The sequence below is a fragment of the Bradyrhizobium sp. USDA 4353 genome, from assembly GCF_054063215.1.
Genome location: NZ_JBSSGB010000001.1, coordinates 6,632,659 through 6,648,570, shown reverse-complemented (window position 1 = coordinate 6,648,570; position 15,912 = coordinate 6,632,659). Strand labels below are relative to the sequence as shown.

14 protein-coding genes are annotated in these 15,912 nt (G+C 66.0%); 3 read left to right on the top strand and 11 right to left on the bottom strand.

Features of this window, described 5'->3' with window-relative positions; genetic code table 11:
• Window positions 1–7: 7 nt before the first annotated feature.
• Together paaK and paaI are read right to left on the bottom strand one after the other, a co-directional pair.
• Window positions 8–1,330 carry a phenylacetate--CoA ligase PaaK gene (gene paaK, locus ACVILH_RS30150; protein WP_456716142.1) on the bottom strand — a complete coding sequence of 441 codons (1,323 nt, stop codon included), beginning with the start codon at window positions 1,328–1,330 and terminating at the stop codon, window positions 8–10.
• 20 nt (window positions 1,331–1,350) lie between these two features.
• Complete coding sequence (gene paaI, locus ACVILH_RS30145; RefSeq protein WP_456716141.1) at window positions 1,351–1,812, bottom strand: hydroxyphenylacetyl-CoA thioesterase PaaI; 462 nt, start codon at window positions 1,810–1,812, stop codon at window positions 1,351–1,353.
• Window positions 1,813–2,054: 242 nt separating this feature from the next.
• Between paaI and ACVILH_RS30140 the strand changes: the two genes are divergently transcribed.
• A complete protein-coding gene (locus tag ACVILH_RS30140) occupies window positions 2,055–3,101 on the top strand; it encodes a YeeE/YedE family protein (RefSeq protein ID WP_456717108.1) in 1,047 nt (348 codons plus the stop codon).
• Between the two features lie 233 nt (window positions 3,102–3,334).
• Here the strand turns inward: ACVILH_RS30140 and ACVILH_RS30135 are convergent, their stop codons facing one another.
• The 6 genes from ACVILH_RS30135 to ACVILH_RS30110 all read right to left on the bottom strand — a co-directional run bounded on the left by ACVILH_RS30135 (window position 3,335) and on the right by ACVILH_RS30110 (window position 9,985).
• A complete protein-coding gene (locus ACVILH_RS30135) occupies window positions 3,335–4,552 on the bottom strand; it encodes a bifunctional alpha/beta hydrolase/OsmC family protein (protein ID WP_456716140.1) in 1,218 nt (405 codons plus the stop codon).
• Window positions 4,553–4,850: 298 nt separating this feature from the next.
• On the bottom strand, window positions 4,851–5,216 hold the full coding sequence (locus ACVILH_RS30130; protein WP_456716139.1) for a hypothetical protein: 366 nt from the start codon (window positions 5,214–5,216) through the stop codon (window positions 4,851–4,853).
• Window positions 5,217–5,406: 190 nt separating this feature from the next.
• Window positions 5,407–6,069, bottom strand: coding sequence for a sulfite oxidase-like oxidoreductase (locus ACVILH_RS30125; protein WP_456716138.1), 663 nt, complete (start codon window positions 6,067–6,069; stop codon window positions 5,407–5,409).
• A 27-nt stretch (window positions 6,070–6,096) separates the two neighbouring features.
• On the bottom strand, window positions 6,097–7,422 hold the full coding sequence (locus ACVILH_RS30120) for an MFS transporter (protein ID WP_456716137.1): 1,326 nt from the start codon (window positions 7,420–7,422) through the stop codon (window positions 6,097–6,099).
• 282 nt (window positions 7,423–7,704) lie between these two features.
• Window positions 7,705–9,129 (bottom strand): amidase, encoded by a 1,425-nt coding sequence (locus ACVILH_RS30115; protein ID WP_456716136.1) that lies wholly within the window; start codon window positions 9,127–9,129, stop codon window positions 7,705–7,707.
• Window positions 9,130–9,208: 79 nt separating this feature from the next.
• Entirely contained in the window at window positions 9,209–9,985 is a 777-nt protein-coding gene (locus ACVILH_RS30110) for an SDR family oxidoreductase (RefSeq protein WP_456716135.1), read from the bottom strand.
• Between the two features lie 158 nt (window positions 9,986–10,143).
• On the opposite strand from ACVILH_RS30110, the gene ACVILH_RS30105 reads away from it, so the two are divergent.
• A complete protein-coding gene (locus ACVILH_RS30105; RefSeq protein WP_434862051.1) occupies window positions 10,144–11,217 on the top strand; it encodes a tartrate dehydrogenase in 1,074 nt (357 codons plus the stop codon).
• A gap of 400 nt (window positions 11,218–11,617) precedes the next feature.
• Here ACVILH_RS30105 and ACVILH_RS30100 read toward each other — a convergent pair whose 3' ends face one another.
• From ACVILH_RS30100 to ACVILH_RS30090, 3 genes are all read right to left on the bottom strand, one after another.
• Entirely contained in the window at window positions 11,618–12,529 is a 912-nt protein-coding gene (locus ACVILH_RS30100; RefSeq protein ID WP_456716134.1) for an NAD(P)-dependent oxidoreductase, read from the bottom strand.
• 230 nt (window positions 12,530–12,759) lie between these two features.
• Complete coding sequence (locus ACVILH_RS30095; RefSeq protein WP_456716133.1) at window positions 12,760–14,010, bottom strand: allantoate amidohydrolase; 1,251 nt, start codon at window positions 14,008–14,010, stop codon at window positions 12,760–12,762.
• Entirely contained in the window at window positions 14,007–14,969 is a 963-nt protein-coding gene (locus tag ACVILH_RS30090; RefSeq protein ID WP_456716132.1) for a LysR family transcriptional regulator, read from the bottom strand. The genes ACVILH_RS30095 and ACVILH_RS30090 overlap by 4 nt, the downstream gene beginning before the upstream one ends.
• A 113-nt stretch (window positions 14,970–15,082) precedes the next feature.
• Here ACVILH_RS30090 and ACVILH_RS30085 point away from each other — a divergent pair, with 113 nt between their 5' ends.
• On the top strand, window positions 15,083–15,901 hold the full coding sequence (locus ACVILH_RS30085) for a putative hydro-lyase (protein ID WP_456716131.1): 819 nt from the start codon (window positions 15,083–15,085) through the stop codon (window positions 15,899–15,901).
• The last annotated feature ends 11 nt before the right edge of the window (window positions 15,902–15,912 follow it).

Genomic DNA, 15,912 nt, shown 5'->3' with positions numbered 1-15,912 from the left:
GAGTTCATCACTCCATCGGCCGCCGATCCTTGATCCGCTTCGCCTTGCCCGCCGAACGCTCCAGCGTGTCCGGCGGCACGGCCTTCACCTTTGCGGTCACGCCGATCGTGTTCTTGATGTGGATCGAGATCCGCTCGGCATGCTCGCCGAGCCCGCTCTCGTCCCAATGCTCCGGGCGTGATTCAGCGTAGATCGTCAGCTCGTCCATGCGGCCTTCGCGCGTCAGCTCCAGCATGAAATGGCCGCCGCACCATTCGGTGGTGAGCAGGATCTCCTCGATCTGCGACGGGAACAGGTTGACGCCGCGCAGGATGATCATGTCGTCGGAGCGGCCCGTGACCTTCTCCATCCGCCGCATGCCCGGCCGCGCGGTACCCGGCAGCAATCGCGTCAGGTCGCGGGTGCGATAGCGGATGACGGGGAACGCCTCCTTGGTCAGCGAGGTGAACACCAGCTCGCCCATCTCGCCGTCGGGCAGCACACGGCCGGTGTCGGGGTCGACGATCTCCGGATAGAAATGATCTTCCCAGATGTGCAGCCCGTCCTTGGTTTCCAGGCATTCCTGCGCGACGCCGGGGCCGATCACCTCGGACAGGCCGTAGATGTCGGTGGCATCCATCGCAAACGCATCCTCGATCTCGGCGCGCATCGCGTTGGTCCAGGGCTCGGCGCCGAAGATGCCGATCTTGAGCGAGCTCTGCCTGGGGTCGAGCCCCTGGCGCTTGAACTCGTCGAGGATCGCCAGCATGTAGCTCGGCGTCACCGTGATGATCTCGGGCCGGAAATCGTTGATCAGCTGCACCTGGCGCTCAGTCATGCCGCCGGAGATCGGCACCACCGTGCAGCCGAGCTGCTCGGCGCCGTAGTGGACACCGAGGCCGCCGGTGAACAGGCCATAGCCATAGGCGTTGTGGATGATCATGCCGCTGCGGCCGCCGGCCGCGCGGATCGAGCGCGCCATCACGGAAGACCATGTGGCAATGTCGTTGCGGGTGTAGCCGACGACGATCGGCTTGCCGGTCGTCCCTGAGGACGCGTGCACGCGCACCAGCTGCTCGCGCGGCACCGCGAACATGTTGAACGGGTAATTGTCGCGCAGATCGGTCTTCACCGTGAACGGAAATTTGGCGAGGTCGGCGAGTTCGCGGAAATCCGACGGATGGACGCCGGCCTTGTCGAACGCGCGGCGGTAATGGGCGACGTTGTCGTAGGCGTGCTTCAGCGACCACGCGAGGCGCTGGGTCTGCAAGGCCATGATCTCGTCGCGCGAGGCGCGTTCGGCGGCGTCCATCTCGGGAACGTAGCTGCCTGCCGATTGATGCTTGGTCATGGGTCAGGTCCTCCGGCGGATCAGCTTGCGGCCTCTCGCGTCCCGGTCGGCACCAGCGTGCCGCCGATGCTGCGCGAATGGCCGCGGAATTCGGCGATGACGGTCTCGCCCGCGGTGACGCGGACGTCGTAGATGCCGGAGCGGCCGCTGCGCGACACTTCGTGGGCGCGCGCCGTCATGATATCGCCGAGCTTGCCCGGCCGTATGAAGCTGATGCTCCCCTGAGCGGCCACGGTGCGGTCGTTGTGCGAATTGCAGGCGAACGCGAAGGCGGAATCGGCCAGCGTGAAGATGAAGCCGCCATGGGCGATGCCGTGGCCGTTGACCATGTGCGGCTCGACCGTCATCCGAAGGGTCGCACGTCCCGGGCCGATCTCGACGATCTGCATGCCCAGCCCCTGGCTGGCGCGATCGTCCTGCCACATCGCATCCGCACAGGCGCGGGCCAGGGCGTCGGGGGAGAGGGGCGCCGCGCCGCTCATCGGCGGGCCTCCGGCCGCGCGCAGGCCACGACCGGCGCATGAGGATGCGCTTCTGAAACCACGGCGTTCTCTCCCGGTGATGCTTGTTGGAACAAGCATTCTGAACTAGTTAAGCGCGATATCGTGGCGAATATTCCGCGCGCGTCAAGCGAAAGCGATGCTTGAATGGCCTGCGTGCCGCCGCGTTTTCCCCGCAACCAGAAGGACTGCCGCGCGTGCTGGAAGCTGCTGATGTCGCCGTGATGGCCGGTCTCGGGATTGGCCTCGTCTATGGCGTGGTCGGGCTGCTCAGCGGCTTCTGCATGATGAGCAGCCTGCGCGGCTGGTGGGCCGGTGGCGACGGCCGTCTGGTGCGCACCTACGCGCTGGCGATGGGCATCGCCGTCATCGCGACGCAACTGCTCGCGGCCAATGGCGCGGTCGATCTCGGCAAGTCGATCTATCTGCAGCCGAGCTTCTCGCTGCCGCTGATGTTGGCCGGCGGCGTGCTGTTCGGCTACGGCATGGTGCTGGCGAACGGCTGCGGCTCGCGTGCGCTGGTGCTGCTGGGACGCGGTAATCTCCGCTCCTTCGTCGTGGTGACCGTGCTGGCGATCGCGGCGGAGATGACGCTGAAGGGACTGATCGCGCCGCTGCGCATCGCGCTGATGCAGGGCTCGCAGACCACGGCCACGGCGACGTCGCTTCCGGCGCTGCTCTCGATCGGCGGCTTGCACGGCGCACCGGCGCGGCTCTCGCCGGCGCTGGCGATCGGTGGCGCGCTGCTCGTCTTCGCCTTTGCGCATGCGCCGTTCCGGCGCGCGCCCGGCCAGATTCTCGCGGGCCTCATCGTCGGGCTGCTGATCGCCGGCGGCTGGTTCGCGACCGGATATCTTGGCGCGGACGATTTCAATCCCGTGCAGGTGGCGTCGCTGACCTTCGTCGCGCCGATCGCCGATGCCCTGCAATATGTGATGCTGTCGACCGGCTCGACGGTGAATTTCGGCATCGCCGCCGTGGCCGGTATTCTCGCCGGCAGTCTCGTCACCTCCATCGTCACGCGCCGCTTCAAGCTCGAAGGCTTTCACTCGCCGCAGCACATGCTGCGCTCGGCCGCAGGCGCCGCGCTGATGGGCATCGGCGGCGTCATGGCGCTGGGCTGCTCGGTCGGGCAGGGGTTGACGGGACTGTCGACCCTGGCGCTGCCGTCGTTCGTGGCGATCGGCGGCATCTTCATTGGCTCGGCGATCGGCCTGCGTGGTGCACTGCGCGTGCGGCCCTTGAAGATCGAAGCGCAGCCGGCGCGCTAGATCACGATGCGTTTCGATTGAATGAAGAGCCATCTTGCAGCTGGCTCGGTGTACCTCGCCCCGCTTGCGGGGAGAGGTCGGATTGCATCGAAGATGCAATCCGGGTGAGGGGGTACAGGTCTCACCACATCCACTTCCCGTGCGTCTGCCCCTCACCCCGACCCTCTCCCCGTAATGACGGGGAGAGGGAGCGCACCGCCGTCGAACGTCGGGCGTCGAGTTGTGGTTAGAGTTCACTCCACCGCGCGGGTGACGATGCGGATCTCCGAGGTCAGGGTCCGGTGCACCGGGCATTTGTCGGCGATCTCCATCAGCTTCCTGCGCTGCTCGTCATCGAGGGCCCCGTCCATGTGGATCTCGCGCTCGAGCTGATCGATCAGGCCGACCTTGGTCTCGCATTCCGCGCAGTCCTCCGCATGGATCTTGCTGTGGCGGAGCGTCACGGTGATGCGGTCGAGCGGCAGGAATTTGCGATCGGCATAGAGCCGCATCGTCATCGAGGTGCAGGCACCGAGCGCGGCGAGCAGCAGATCGTAGGGGCCGGGGCCGCTGTCCTGGCCGCCGACCGAGAGTGGCTCGTCGGCAGTGAGGCGATGCGGGCCGAGCGCGATGCTCTGCTGCAGCTTGCTCGATCGGGTCTCGCGCACGACCACGTCGCGCGGACCATCGGTGGCCGCGGGCTCGGCAGGCGCAGGCGCGACATAGCGGCTGGCCCAGCTCGCAATCACCTCGGCGATATAGGCGGCGTCCGCCTTGCTGCTGATCAGATGATCGGCATGGTCGAGCGAGATGAAGCTCTTCGGATGTTTGGCAGCGACGAAGATGTGGGTCGCGTTGTCGATCCCCACGGTATCGTCGACGGGCGAATGCATCACCAAGAGCGCCTTGTGCAGATGTTTGACCTTGTCGAGCAGGCGCTGCTCGGCGACGTCGTCGAGGAACGAGCTGCTGATGCGGAACGGACGGCCCGCCAGCGAGATTTCCGCCGAGCCGTCGCGGCGGATCGCCTCGAGACTGTCCTTGAACATGTCGGTGACATGCGCCGGATCGGACGGGGCGGCGATCGTCACGACGGCTTTTGCATCCGCGATGTCGCCGGCCGCGGCCAGCACGGCGGCGCCGCCGAGGCTGTGGCCGATCAGGATCGCCGGCGCCTGTCGGGTCTCACGCAGATGATCGGCGGCGCGGACGAGGTCAGCGACGTTGGAGGAAAACGTCGTGTTGGCGAAATCGCCTTCGCTGGAGCCGAGGCCGGTGAAGTCGAACCGCAGCACCGCGATGCCATGCGCCGTCAGCGCCATCGCGATGCGCCGCGCCGCATGCGTGTCCTTGCCGCAGGAGAAGCAATGCGCCAACAACGCATACGCCCTCGGCGCGCCGTCCGGCAGGTCGAGCGCCGCGGACAGTTTGTCGCCGCTTGCGCCTTCAAACTGGAAACGTTCGGTCGGCATGATGTGATCCCCCATCGTTGCGTCCGTTCGCGGCGATGACGCCGCCTGATCTCACACTGTCGTATAACAGATCGGGCCTGCATGTATCGGTGCGTCGAAACGATCGGCACCTTTCGTGCGGCCCCTGGATCGCTTCGCTTGCGCTCGCGATGACGGCCCTGGCGGGCAGCGGACGCTCCACAAACTCCGTCATCGCGAGCGCAAGCGAAGCGATCCAGGGGCTCAGCAATCACGCGATGACGTCAGCAACGACACCCCGTGCTGCAAAGTGCAGAGCGAGGCAAGTTGCCAGCCGCGGTCACTCCCGCTGAGGGATCAGCTCGATCACCTGTTCGCCGTTCCGGATCGCGGTCGGCAGGTCCTGGGCGACGAGGTCGGAAATCCACTGGACCAGCGTCGGAAGGCCGTCCTCCTTCGCCTGCTTGCGAAGCGGAGGCAGGTCGCGCTCGTGCGCGGTGCCGACCTTGATGTTGAGGCGCTCATAGGGGATGTCGCCGTCCGGCGGCCGGTAGCGCGCATCGAACAGACGCCTGCCGTGGCTGCGCACCAGATGGATGCGGATGCCGCCGAGATCCTTTGCGGTCAACGCGGCAAGGATGACAGAGGGCTTCAGCAGATACCCATAGCCCTTGGGGATCTTGCCGGTTTCTGAGGTGAACTCCATGCTGGGTCTCTGGCACGTTCGGATATCGCGGTGGCCGCGTTTGATGCGCAAGCGATAGCATGTAGTTCGTAGGGTGGGCAAAGCGAAGCGTGCCCACCATTCCTTTCATTTCGGGAAACGACGGTGGGCACGACGCTGCGCGTCTTTGCCCACCCTACGGCTCCGTTGGCTTGGCTCCTAGCGCAGGCCCTCAATCCGAATAGCGCTGCTCGGCCCAGGGATCGCCGCGGTTGTGATAGCCGCGGACTTCCCAATAGCCGGGCTTGTCGGCGTCGAGAAACTCGATCGCCTTCAGCCATTTCGCGCTTTTCCAGAAATACAGATGCGGCACCACGACGCGCACCGGGCCGCCATGCTCTCCGGTGATCGGCGCGCCGGACCAGCTGTGCGCTAGCAGGGCGTCCTCGGCGGCGAAATCCTCCAAGGTCAGATTCGTGGTGTAGCCGTCATAGGAATGGAGCACGACGAAATTGGCATTGTCGCGCGGCCGGCAGGCGGCGAGCAGGTCGCGTGTCGCAAGCCCCTCCCATTGATTGTCGTAGCGCGACCAGGTGGTGACGCAATGGATGTCGGAAACGAATTGCCGCTGCTCCTGGGCGAGAAACGCCGTGAAGTCCCAGAATAGCGGATTTTCCACCGCGCCGTAGACGTCCAGCCGCCAGCGCTCACGGGTGATGCTCGGCGTCAGGCCGAGGTCGAGCACCGGCCAGTCGCGGGTCAGATGCTGGCCCGGCGGCAGGCGCTCGTCCTCCGGCCTGACGATGCGGCCGGTGAGGAATTTGCCCTCGCGCGCCCAGCGCTCTTTGCTTCGGGTCAGCTTGCTCTCGGGCGGCAGCCCGGACTCATCTGCCATCTCAGCACCTCGTCAATTTGTGCGGGCTCATTCGTGTCTGTGCATGGCAGAGGCATGCTTGGTGTCGCGCATGGTCGCATAGATCAGCAGCGAGAGGAAGATGACGCCCGACAGGTAATAATAGAACCAGGTCTCGTGCCCGATGCTCTTGAAGTAGAGCGCGATCGCCGGCGCAGTGCCGCCGAACAATGACACCGTGATCGCATAGGGCAGGCCGACGCCGAGCGCGCGGATGTTGGTCGGAAACAGCTCGGCCTTCACCACGGCGTTGATCGAGGTGTAGCCGGCAGTGAAGATCCAGGCGCCGCAGATCAGCAGGAAGGCTGTGAATGGTTCCTTGGTGCCTTTCAGCGCGGTCAGGATCGGGATCGTCGACAGGGTGCCGGCGATGCCGAAGAAGATCAACAGCGGCTTGCGGCCGATGCGGTCGGAGATCGCGCCGTACAGCGGCTGCAGCACGCAGGCGAACAGCAGCGAGCCGAAGATCACCATCGTGGTCTGGTCCTCGGTCAGGCCGACCGAGAGCTTCACGAAGGTCTGCATGTAGGTGGTGAAAGTGTAGAACGCCGCGGTGCCGCCGGCGGTGAGGCCGACGACGAGCAGGAGCTCGCGCGGATATCGGAACAGCGTGGCGATCGAACTGGACGAGCCCGCCTTCTTCTTGGCCTCCACGAAGGCTTCGGTCTCGTGCAGATTGCGCCGCATCACCGCGACGAAGATCGCCAGGCAGGCGCCGATGAAGAACGGGATGCGCCAGCCCCAGGCCTTCAGCTCGTCGGTGGTGAGAAACACCTTCTGTAGCAACAGCAGCACGATGATCGCGGTGAGCTGGCCGCCGATCAGGGTGACGTATTGGAAGCTGGAATAGAAGCCGCGATGCTTGGCGTCGGCGACCTCGGAGAGGTAGGTGGCGCTGGCGCCGTATTCGCCGCCGAGGCTCAGCCCCTCGATCACGCGGGCGAGCGCCAGGATGATCGGCGCGGCGATGCCGATCGTCGCATAGGTCGGCGTCACCGCGATGATCAGCGAGCCGAAGCACATGCAGAGCACGGAGACGGTCAGCGACAGCCTGCGGCCATACTGGTCGGCGAGATAGCCGAACAGCCAGCCGCCGAGCGGGCGCATCAGGAAGGTCGCGGCGAACACCACGGCGGCGTTGAGCTGCTCGACGACCGGGTCCTTCGAGGGGAAGAACGCCGGGGCGAAATACAGCGCGAACGCGGTGTAGGCATAGAAGTCGTACCATTCGACCAGGTTGCCGGCGGAGCCGATCAGGATCGCCTTGATGCGGCGCTCGACGTCCGCGATCGATGTGGCGGGCTCTGCGGCAGGCTCGATCGCCTGGTCTGTCATTTCCGGTCTCCGGGCAAGCATGATTTTCCGGCCCTTCTACGGGAGCCGCCGGGATTGCCAATATAGAATAACGGCGGGGGTGCCATGTTCCTGGTGGCGGAACCCTGGGGCGGCTGGTGCGGACGTCTGGTAGCCCGGATGAGCGACAGCCGACGCCACTTCGGCGTCGGCGAAAGCGACATCCGGGTTCAGCGGCGACAGTTCGTGAGAACCCGGATGTCGCGTCCGCCTCCGCCCTTTGGGCGCTGGCTCCCGCTCATCCGGGCTACGATTTTGGCCTGCTTAGCTCTTCGGCGCGCGCGGATCGATCGGGGTGGAGCTGGCGACGCCGAGGATGTCTTCCAGCACCTTGGCACCGGCCAGCAGGCTGGCGTCGTTGCGCGGGCGGGCGATCACCTGCAGGCCGACCGGAAGGCCGGATGCGGTGAAGCCGCAGGGCAGGGACAGAGCCGGGCAGCAGGCGAGCGTGATGGCGTAGACGATGCCGAGCCATTGCACGTAGTTGTCGAATTTATGCCCGGCGCACTCGGCGACGTAGCGGTTCTCGACCGGGAAGGGCGGCACGATTGTCGCGGGCGCTAGCAGCAGGTCATAGGTCTCGAAGAACTTCACGGCGCGCGCGGTGATCGTCACGCGCTGCGCTTCGGCGCGCGCGATCTGCGCGACCGTGAGCTTCAGGCCTTCCTCGATGTTCCAGATCACCTCGGGCTTCAACAGGTCGCGCTTGGTGCGCAGCAGTTCCTGCTTGCTCATCGCGAAATCGAGTGCGCGCAGCACGTGGAAGCATTCATGCGCCTCGCTGAAATCCGGATGCGCTTCCTCGACGATCACGCCGAGCTCAGCGAAGCGCTGCGCCGCCTTGCGGGTCACGGCGATCACTTCCGGGTCGACCGGCGTGATGCCGAGATCGGGCGAGTAGGCGATGCGCACCGGCTTCTTGCCGGAGCGGGCGGCCGCGAGGAACGAGGTCGCGGGCGAGGGCAGCGAGATCGGATCGGCGGCATATTCGCCGCTCATCGCATCGAGCAGCAGCGCGAGATCCTCGACCGTCCGGGCCATCGGGCCCTGGACGCCGAGGTTGCGATCCACGGCGACCGCCGGCGTATGCGCGACGCGGCCGAAGCTCGGGCGCAGGCCGACGATGCCGCAGAAGCTCGCAGGGTTGCGCAGCGAGCCGCCCATGTCGGAGCCGTGCGCCAGCCACGCCATGCCGGTGGCGAGTGCGACCGCCGCGCCGCCGGACGAGCCGGCGGCCGAGCGGGACGTGTCCCAGGGATTGCGCGTCGCGCCGAACACCTCGTTGAAGGTGTTGGCGCCGGCGCCGAACTCCGGCGTGTTCGACTTGGCGTAGATCACGCCGCCATTGGTCTCGAGATGCTCGACCATGAGATCGGAGCGTTCCGGAATCCGGTCCTTGAAGATCGGCGAGCCCTGTGTGGTCAGCACGCCCGCGACATCGGTGAGATCCTTGATCGGCACAGGCAAGCCTGCGAGCAGGCCGCGCTCCGCGGCCGGCTTCTGCATCAGCGCCTTGGCATGATCGCGCGCGCGATCGAAGCACAGGGTCGGCAGCGCATTGACCTTGTCGTCGACGGCCTTGATGCGCGCCTCCAGCGCGTCGAGGCAATCGAGCGGGGTGACCTCGCCCGTCTTCAACTTGTCGACGACGGTGCAGGCGGTCTCGCGGATCAATCCCTGGTCGGCCAAAGCTTGGTTCTCCTGATTGGAAGCATCCCGGCGCCGCCTCGTAGACCACGTTTCGTTAAATGTGGAAAGATCGCTGCGCTCAACCCCACCCTGCGCTGATGCCGCCATCGACGGTATAGATCACGCCGGAGGTATAGCCGGCGCGGTCGGACGCCAGGAACGCCATCAGGTCGGCGATCTCGCGCGCATGCGCGGGACGGCCGAGCGGCAGGCCTTTCTGGAATTCCGTGTAGCGGCTCTCGTCGCCGAACTGCTGCTTGGCGCGGGTCTTCAGTAGGGTGACGTGGCGGTCGGTGCCGACCGGGCCGGGATTGATGCCGACGACGCGGATGTTGTCGGCGAGGCTCTTGGAGCCGAGCGCGCGGGTGAAGGCCATCAGCGCCGCGTTTCCGGCGCTGCCGCAGATGTAGTTGAAATCGAACTTTTCGCCGGCCGCGCCGATGTCGTTGATGATCACGCCCGACCCGCGCGCCTTCATCTGGGCATAGACCAGCCGCGCGAGGTTGATGAAGCCGAACACCTTCAGGTCCCAGGCGTGCCGCCAGGTTGCCTCGTCGATCTTGTCGATCGGCCCGCCCGGAATGTCGCCGGCATTGTTGACGAGGATGTCGATGTCGGCGGCCTCCTGCGCCAGCCGCGTGAAGTCCTCGGATTTCCGCAGGTCGACCACATGCGCGGCCGCATCGATCTGGTGCTTGGAGCGGAGCTGCTCGATCAGCGCCGAGAGCCGGTCGGCGCTGCGCGCCGCAAGGCGGACATGGCAGCCTTCCTCGGCGAAAGCCTCGGCCGCCGCGGCGCCGATGCCCTTGGAGGCGCCGGTGATGAGAACGCGCTTGCCGCGCAGATGAAGGTCCATGGCAATACTCGCTGAGGTGGGGAGCCGCGCGGATTGTCTTGCGCGTCAGCCATGCGGTCAATCTTGCACCGCAGCGTTGCGCTTCCTCGTCGTTTGGTCCATTCAGGCGGTCGATAATTTCGGCCGGGACAACCGGCGACAACGCAAGGACCCGCTCGATGAGCAAGAAGCCCTATCGCATCGCAGTCATTCCCGGCGACGGCATCGGCAAGGAGGTCATGCCCGAGGGGCTGCGCGTGATCGAAGCGGCCGCCAAGAAGCACGGCGTCGCGGTGCAGTTCGATCATTTCGACTTCTCCAGCTACGACTATTACGAGAAGCACGGCCAGATGATGCCGGACGATTGGAAGACGCAGATCGGCAGCCATGACGCGATCTATTTCGGCGCCGTCGGCTGGCCGGCCAAGATCGCCGACCACGTCTCGCTGTGGGGCTCGCTGATCAAGTTCCGGCGCGAGTTCGATCAATACGTCAATCTGCGCCCCGTGCGATTGATGCCGGGCGTGCCGTCGCCGCTGGCGGGCCGCAAGCCCGGGGACATCGATTTCTGGGTGGTGCGCGAGAATACCGAAGGCGAGTACTCTTCAGTCGGCGGCCGCATGTTCCCGGACACCGACCGCGAGTTCGTCACGCAGCAGACGGTGATGACTCGCACCGGCGTCGACCGCATCCTGAAGTTCGCCTTCGAGCTCGCGCAATCCAGGCCGAAGAAGCATCTGACGTCGGCGACCAAGTCCAACGGCATCTCCATCACGATGCCGTATTGGGACGAGCGCGTCGAGGCGATGGCCAAGAACTATCCGGGCGTGAAGTGGGACAAGTACCACATCGACATCCTCACCGCGAACTTCGTGCTGCATCCGGACTGGTTCGACGTCGTCGTCGGCTCGAACCTGTTCGGCGATATCCTGTCGGATCTCGGCCCTGCCTGCACCGGCACCATCGGCATCGCGCCGTCGGGCAATATCAATCCTGAGCGCAATTTCCCGTCGGTGTTCGAGCCGGTGCACGGCTCGGCGCCCGATATCGCGGGGCAGGGGATCGCCAATCCGATCGGCATGATCTGGTCGGGCGCGATGATGCTGGAGCATCTCGGCGAGAAGACCGCGGCGCAGTCGATCGTCGGCGCGATCGAGCGGACGCTGGCGGAGCGAACGCTGCGGACGCGGGATCTAGGTGGGAATGCGGATACGGTCGCGTGCGGCAAGGCTGTGGCGGAGATGGTGGATTAGGGTCCGCTATTAGTTGTCGCCCCGGCGAACGCCGGGGCCCATAACCACCGGCCGTCGTTGTCGAGCAAGGTGTCCACTACCGTTCGCTACTGATAGATCACGCGGTATGGGTCCCGGCGTTCGCCGGGACGACGGTGGTGGTTTTGGCCGCAGCTCGGCCCACATCGTCATTGCGAGGAGCGTAGCGACGAAGCAATCCAGAGCCTTCGCGGGACTCTGGATTGCGTCGCTTCGCTCTCAATGACGGAGAGGCCGTAGGGTGGGCAAAGGCGCTGCCTCGCTGTATCCCCACATAAGATCGTTGTGGCGCCGTGCCCACCGTCTGGCCGCGAGTGCGCTGATCGATGGTGGGCACGCTGCCGCCTTCGGCGGCTGCTTTGCCCACCCTACGTGTTCACAACTACTCCTTCGCCACGCGGCGGCAGTGCTCCCAGGCGGCGTGGATCAGGTTCTCGCTTGCCTCCGGCGTGCGGAAGGCCGAGTGGGCCGACAGCGTCACGTTGGGGATCGTCGTCAGCACGTGATCTCCCGGCAGCGGCTCGGTGGTGAAGACGTCGAGGCCGGCGTGGCGGATGTGGCCGGAGCGGAGCGCGTCGATCATCGCAGGCTCGTCGACGATGGCGGCGCGGGCGGTGTTGACGAAGATCACGCCCTTGCGCATCTGCGCGATGCGCTCGCGTGAGAGGAAGCCGCGGGTCTCGTCGTTGAGCAAGAGATGCAGCGAGACGACGTGGCTGGTCGCCAGCAACTGATCGAGCGACACGAACTCCACGCCCGGATGGCTCTTCGGCGAGCGGTTCCAGGCGATCACCTTCATGCCGCTGCCGCCCGCGATGCGCGCGACCTCGGCGGCGATGCCGCCGAAGCCGATCAGGCCGAGCGTCTTGCCGGTGAGCTGCATACCGTCGTCGCGCAGCCAGTTGCCGGCGCGCATCTCGCGGTCCATCTGCGCGATGCCGCGGGCCGAGGCCCACATCAAGGCGATGGCGGCTTCCGCCACGGCGGTGTCGCCATAGCCCTTGATCAGGTGGACGGTGATGCCGAGCTCGGCGAGCTCGTCGGGGTTCATGTAGCTGCGGGCGCCGGTGCCGAGGAAGACGACGTGCTTGAGGTTCTTGCACTGCCTGGCGACATCGGTCGGCAGCGCGGTGTGGTCGACGACGCCGATCTCGGCGCCGTCGAGGATGGCCGGCCAATCCTCCGGCTTGATGTCGGGGTCGAGATGCACGCGCATCTCGGGATCGCCGGGCTGACGCTGCCGTTCGAAGATCTCGGCAAGCGACGGGTTGGCGTCGATGAAAACTCCGCGCACGGGATGGTCTCCTTGTATGAAGGCTCCAGACGGCAGCGCGGACCAAGGTGCGCTCCCTCCCCCCTTGTGGGGGAGGGCTGGGGAGGGGGGGTAGCCCCGGGCGAGACTGCCCGTGGGGACCCCCACCCCCGACCCCTCCCCGCAAGGGGGAGGGGAGCTCAGCGTGCCCGCGCGATTCAGGCCTGTGATAGATAACTAATAGTTCTGGTGGAGCTGATTGAACCAGCTCATTACGACGCCACGCCGGCCAGCGACAGAACGGTGTGCAGCAGCACGTTGGCGCCGGCGGCGCAATCGGATTGCGTGGCGTCCTCCAGCTCGTTGTGGCTGATGCCGTCCTTGCAGGGGACGAAGACCATCGCGGCCGGCATGATGGTGTTGAGGTTGCAGGCGTCGTGGCCGGCGCCGGAGGTGATGCGGCGGTGGGAATAGCCGAGGGAGCCTGCGGCGCGCTCGACGGCGTCGACCAGCTTGGGATCGAAATGCGTCGGCGGCTTGCGCCAGACCTGGTCGATCGCGATCTCGACGCGGCGCTTCTTCGAGATTTCGCCCGCGGCCGCGCGCAGGCTGGCGTCGAGCGCCTCCAGCGTGTCGGCATTGGCACTGCGGCAATCGATGGTGAAGGCGATCTCGCCGGGGATAACGTTGCGCGAGGGATTGGCGATCACGGCCTCGCCGATGGTCGCCACGGCATTCGGCCCGAGCTTGATCGCGATCTGCTCCAGCGTCAGCGCGAACTCCGACAACGTCAGCAGCGCGTCGCGGCGCAGCGGCATCGGCGTGGAGCCGGCGTGGCTCTCGAAGCCGGTGATCTTGCCGTCATACCAGAACACGCCTTGGCCGTGATCGACCACGCCGATGGTCTTGTTCTCGGCCTCCAGGATCGGACCTTGCTCGATATGCAGCTCGACGAAGCCCGAGAATTTCTGCGTGCCGACCTTGGTCTCGCCGCGATAGCCGATGCCATCCAGCGCCTCGCCGACGGTGACGCCTTCCGCGTCCTTGCGCGACAAGATGTCCTCGACGGTGAAGTCGCCGACATAGGCCGCGGACGCCATCATCGCCGGCGCGAAGCGCGAGCCTTCCTCGTTGGTCCAGTTGACGATGCACAGCGGCGCTTCGGTCTCGATGCCGGCATCGTTCAGCGTGCGGATCACTTCCAGCGCGCCGAGCGTGCCGAGGATGCCGTCGAACTTGCCCCCCGTCGGCTGGGTGTCGAGATGCGAGCCGAGCCCGACCGGCGCCTTCGACATGTCGCGGCCCTTGCGAAGCGCGAACATCGAGCCGAGCGTGTCGACGTGCACCTCGAGGCGCGCGTCCTCGCAGGCTTTCCGGAACCAGTCGCGGACCTGCTTGTCCTCCTGGCTCAGGGTCAGCCGGCGCACGCCGCCCTTCGGGGTGCCGCCGAACTTGGCGGTCTCGTGGATGCTGTCCCAGAGGCGGGCGGAATCGATCTGCAGATTGGTGACGGCGCGGCTCATGCTTGAATTCCCTGTACTCCGGCATCCTGTCCATCGCGCGCCGCGACGAGCGCGTCAACCGACGCGGTGGGATGGCTGGCCGTCTGCGCGGTCCGGGCTGCGAGCTCGGCGACGCGTTCGATCGCGACCATCTCGGGCGACGACAGCCAGCTCGCGGTGAAGGTCAGTGGCGGGATGCGCAAATCCGTCTGCAGCTCCTGCAGGCGGCCGCGCTCGATCTCATGCGCCACGATCGCGGCGGGAATGACGGCGACGCCGAGGCCCTCGACCGCCATGTGGATGACGGTCGCCAGCGAGGCGCTGGCGTGCAGCCGCATCGGCGGCAGATGTGGCCGGTTGAACAGCGAGCGGACGTTGTCATAAGGCTGGGTGTTGCGCGGGAAGGTGATGATCGGGAAGCGCGCCATCTGCTCCGCCGTGACCACGCCCGAGCCGAAGCCCAGCGCAGGGCTCGCAAGGAAGCTGATCGGATAGTCGCACAGCACCCGGCTGCGGATGCCCGACTCCGACGGCGCCCCCAATGCGAAGGCGAGCTCGATCTCCTGCGCCAGCAATCGCGCGTGCAGATGGGGCGTGACGTCGACCTCGATCTCCAGCGACAGGTTCGGATAGCTCTCGTTGACGCTCTTGATCAGCCGCGGCAGCCAGTCGTGCACGATGGTCTCGGCGACGCCGAGCCGCAGCACGCCGCGCATCGCCGAGCGGTCGCCGACCTCGGCCAGCATCTCCGCGCGCAGGCCGATCAGCTTCTCGGCATAAACCAGCATCTGCCGTCCGACCGCGGTCGGCGAGGCCACGCGATGGTCGCGGTTCAGCAGCTTGACGCCGAGCTCGCGCTCGAGCTGCGCGATGCGCTGGGAGATGGCCGGCTGGGTGGTATTGAGGCGCTGCGCCGCGCCCCGGAAGCTGCCGAGCTTGACCACCCAGAGAAAGGTCTCGATGGACCGGAAATCCAACATTGGCCCCGCCATGGATCAATTTGGTTTATCGATCCTGATTAAAAACGAAGATTAGACTTTATAGCATGGCTGATGTTGAGTGAGTTTGTCGAGATATTAGGCAAATGGCACAAATGACTGTTTCTGCGGCATTGCAGCAATCGACGGGGGAAGCGACGCTGCTTCCGAGCCATCAGGCCCGCCTGGATTATCGCACCGGCAAGGGCTGGAGCACGGCCGGAATCGCCAACGGCTTCGTCCAGGGCAATCTCGCGATCATCCCGGAGCAGTATGCCGGCGCCTTCCACCGCTTCTGTCAGCTCAATCCCAAACCGTGCCCGATCATCGGCATGTCCGATCCGGGCAATCCTCATATTCCGGCACTCGGCGCCGATCTCGATATCCGCACGGACGTGCCGCGCTACCGCGTCTGGCGCGACGGCGAGATGGTGGAAGAGCCCAGCGACCTGATGGCGCATTGGCGCGACGATCTCGTCACCTTCGTGCTGGGCTGCTCGTTCTCGTTCGAAGAGGCGCTGATGGCCGACGGCCTGCCGATCCGCCATATCGAGCAGGGCTGCCGCGTGCCGATGTATCGCACCAACATCGCCTGCACGCCGTCGGGCCCGTTCGCCGGTCCCATGGTGGTGTCGATGCGCCCGTTCAAGCCGGCGCAGGCGATCCGCGCGGTGCAGATCACGACGCGCTTTCCCGCCGTGCACGGCGCGCCCGTGCATCTCGGTCTGCCCGAGCAGATCGGCATCGCCGATCTCAACAAGCCTGACTACGGTGATCCGGTGCCGGTCGGCGCCGATGAAATTCCCGTATTCTGGGCCTGTGGCGTGACTCCGCAGGCGGTGATCGCCGCCGCGAAGCTGCCGTTCGCCATCACCCATGCGCCTGGCCTCATGCTGATCACCGATCTCAAGAACAAGGATCTCGCTGTCCTCTAATCAGGCAGTCG

Excerpts from the sequence above, each read along its gene's own strand:
- paaK (WP_456716142.1), bottom strand. The coding sequence starts at position 1,330 with ATGACCAAGCATCAATCGGCAGGCAGCTACGTTCCCGAGATGGACGCC.
- paaI (WP_456716141.1), bottom strand. The coding sequence starts at position 1,812 with ATGAGCGGCGCGGCGCCCCTCTCCCCCGACGCCCTGGCCCGCGCCTGT.
- ACVILH_RS30140 (WP_456717108.1), top strand. The coding sequence starts at position 2,055 with ATGGCCGGTCTCGGGATTGGCCTCGTCTATGGCGTGGTCGGGCTGCTC.
- ACVILH_RS30135 (WP_456716140.1), bottom strand. The coding sequence starts at position 4,552 with ATGCCGACCGAACGTTTCCAGTTTGAAGGCGCAAGCGGCGACAAACTG.
- ACVILH_RS30130 (WP_456716139.1), bottom strand. The coding sequence starts at position 5,216 with ATGGAGTTCACCTCAGAAACCGGCAAGATCCCCAAGGGCTATGGGTAT.
- ACVILH_RS30125 (WP_456716138.1), bottom strand. The coding sequence starts at position 6,069 with ATGGCAGATGAGTCCGGGCTGCCGCCCGAGAGCAAGCTGACCCGAAGC.
- ACVILH_RS30120 (WP_456716137.1), bottom strand. The coding sequence starts at position 7,422 with ATGACAGACCAGGCGATCGAGCCTGCCGCAGAGCCCGCCACATCGATC.
- ACVILH_RS30110 (WP_456716135.1), bottom strand. The coding sequence starts at position 9,985 with ATGGACCTTCATCTGCGCGGCAAGCGCGTTCTCATCACCGGCGCCTCC.
- ACVILH_RS30105 (WP_434862051.1), top strand. The coding sequence starts at position 10,144 with ATGAGCAAGAAGCCCTATCGCATCGCAGTCATTCCCGGCGACGGCATC.
- ACVILH_RS30095 (WP_456716133.1), bottom strand. The coding sequence starts at position 14,010 with ATGAGCCGCGCCGTCACCAATCTGCAGATCGATTCCGCCCGCCTCTGG.
- ACVILH_RS30090 (WP_456716132.1), bottom strand. The coding sequence starts at position 14,969 with ATGTTGGATTTCCGGTCCATCGAGACCTTTCTCTGGGTGGTCAAGCTC.
- ACVILH_RS30085 (WP_456716131.1), top strand. The coding sequence starts at position 15,083 with ATGACTGTTTCTGCGGCATTGCAGCAATCGACGGGGGAAGCGACGCTG.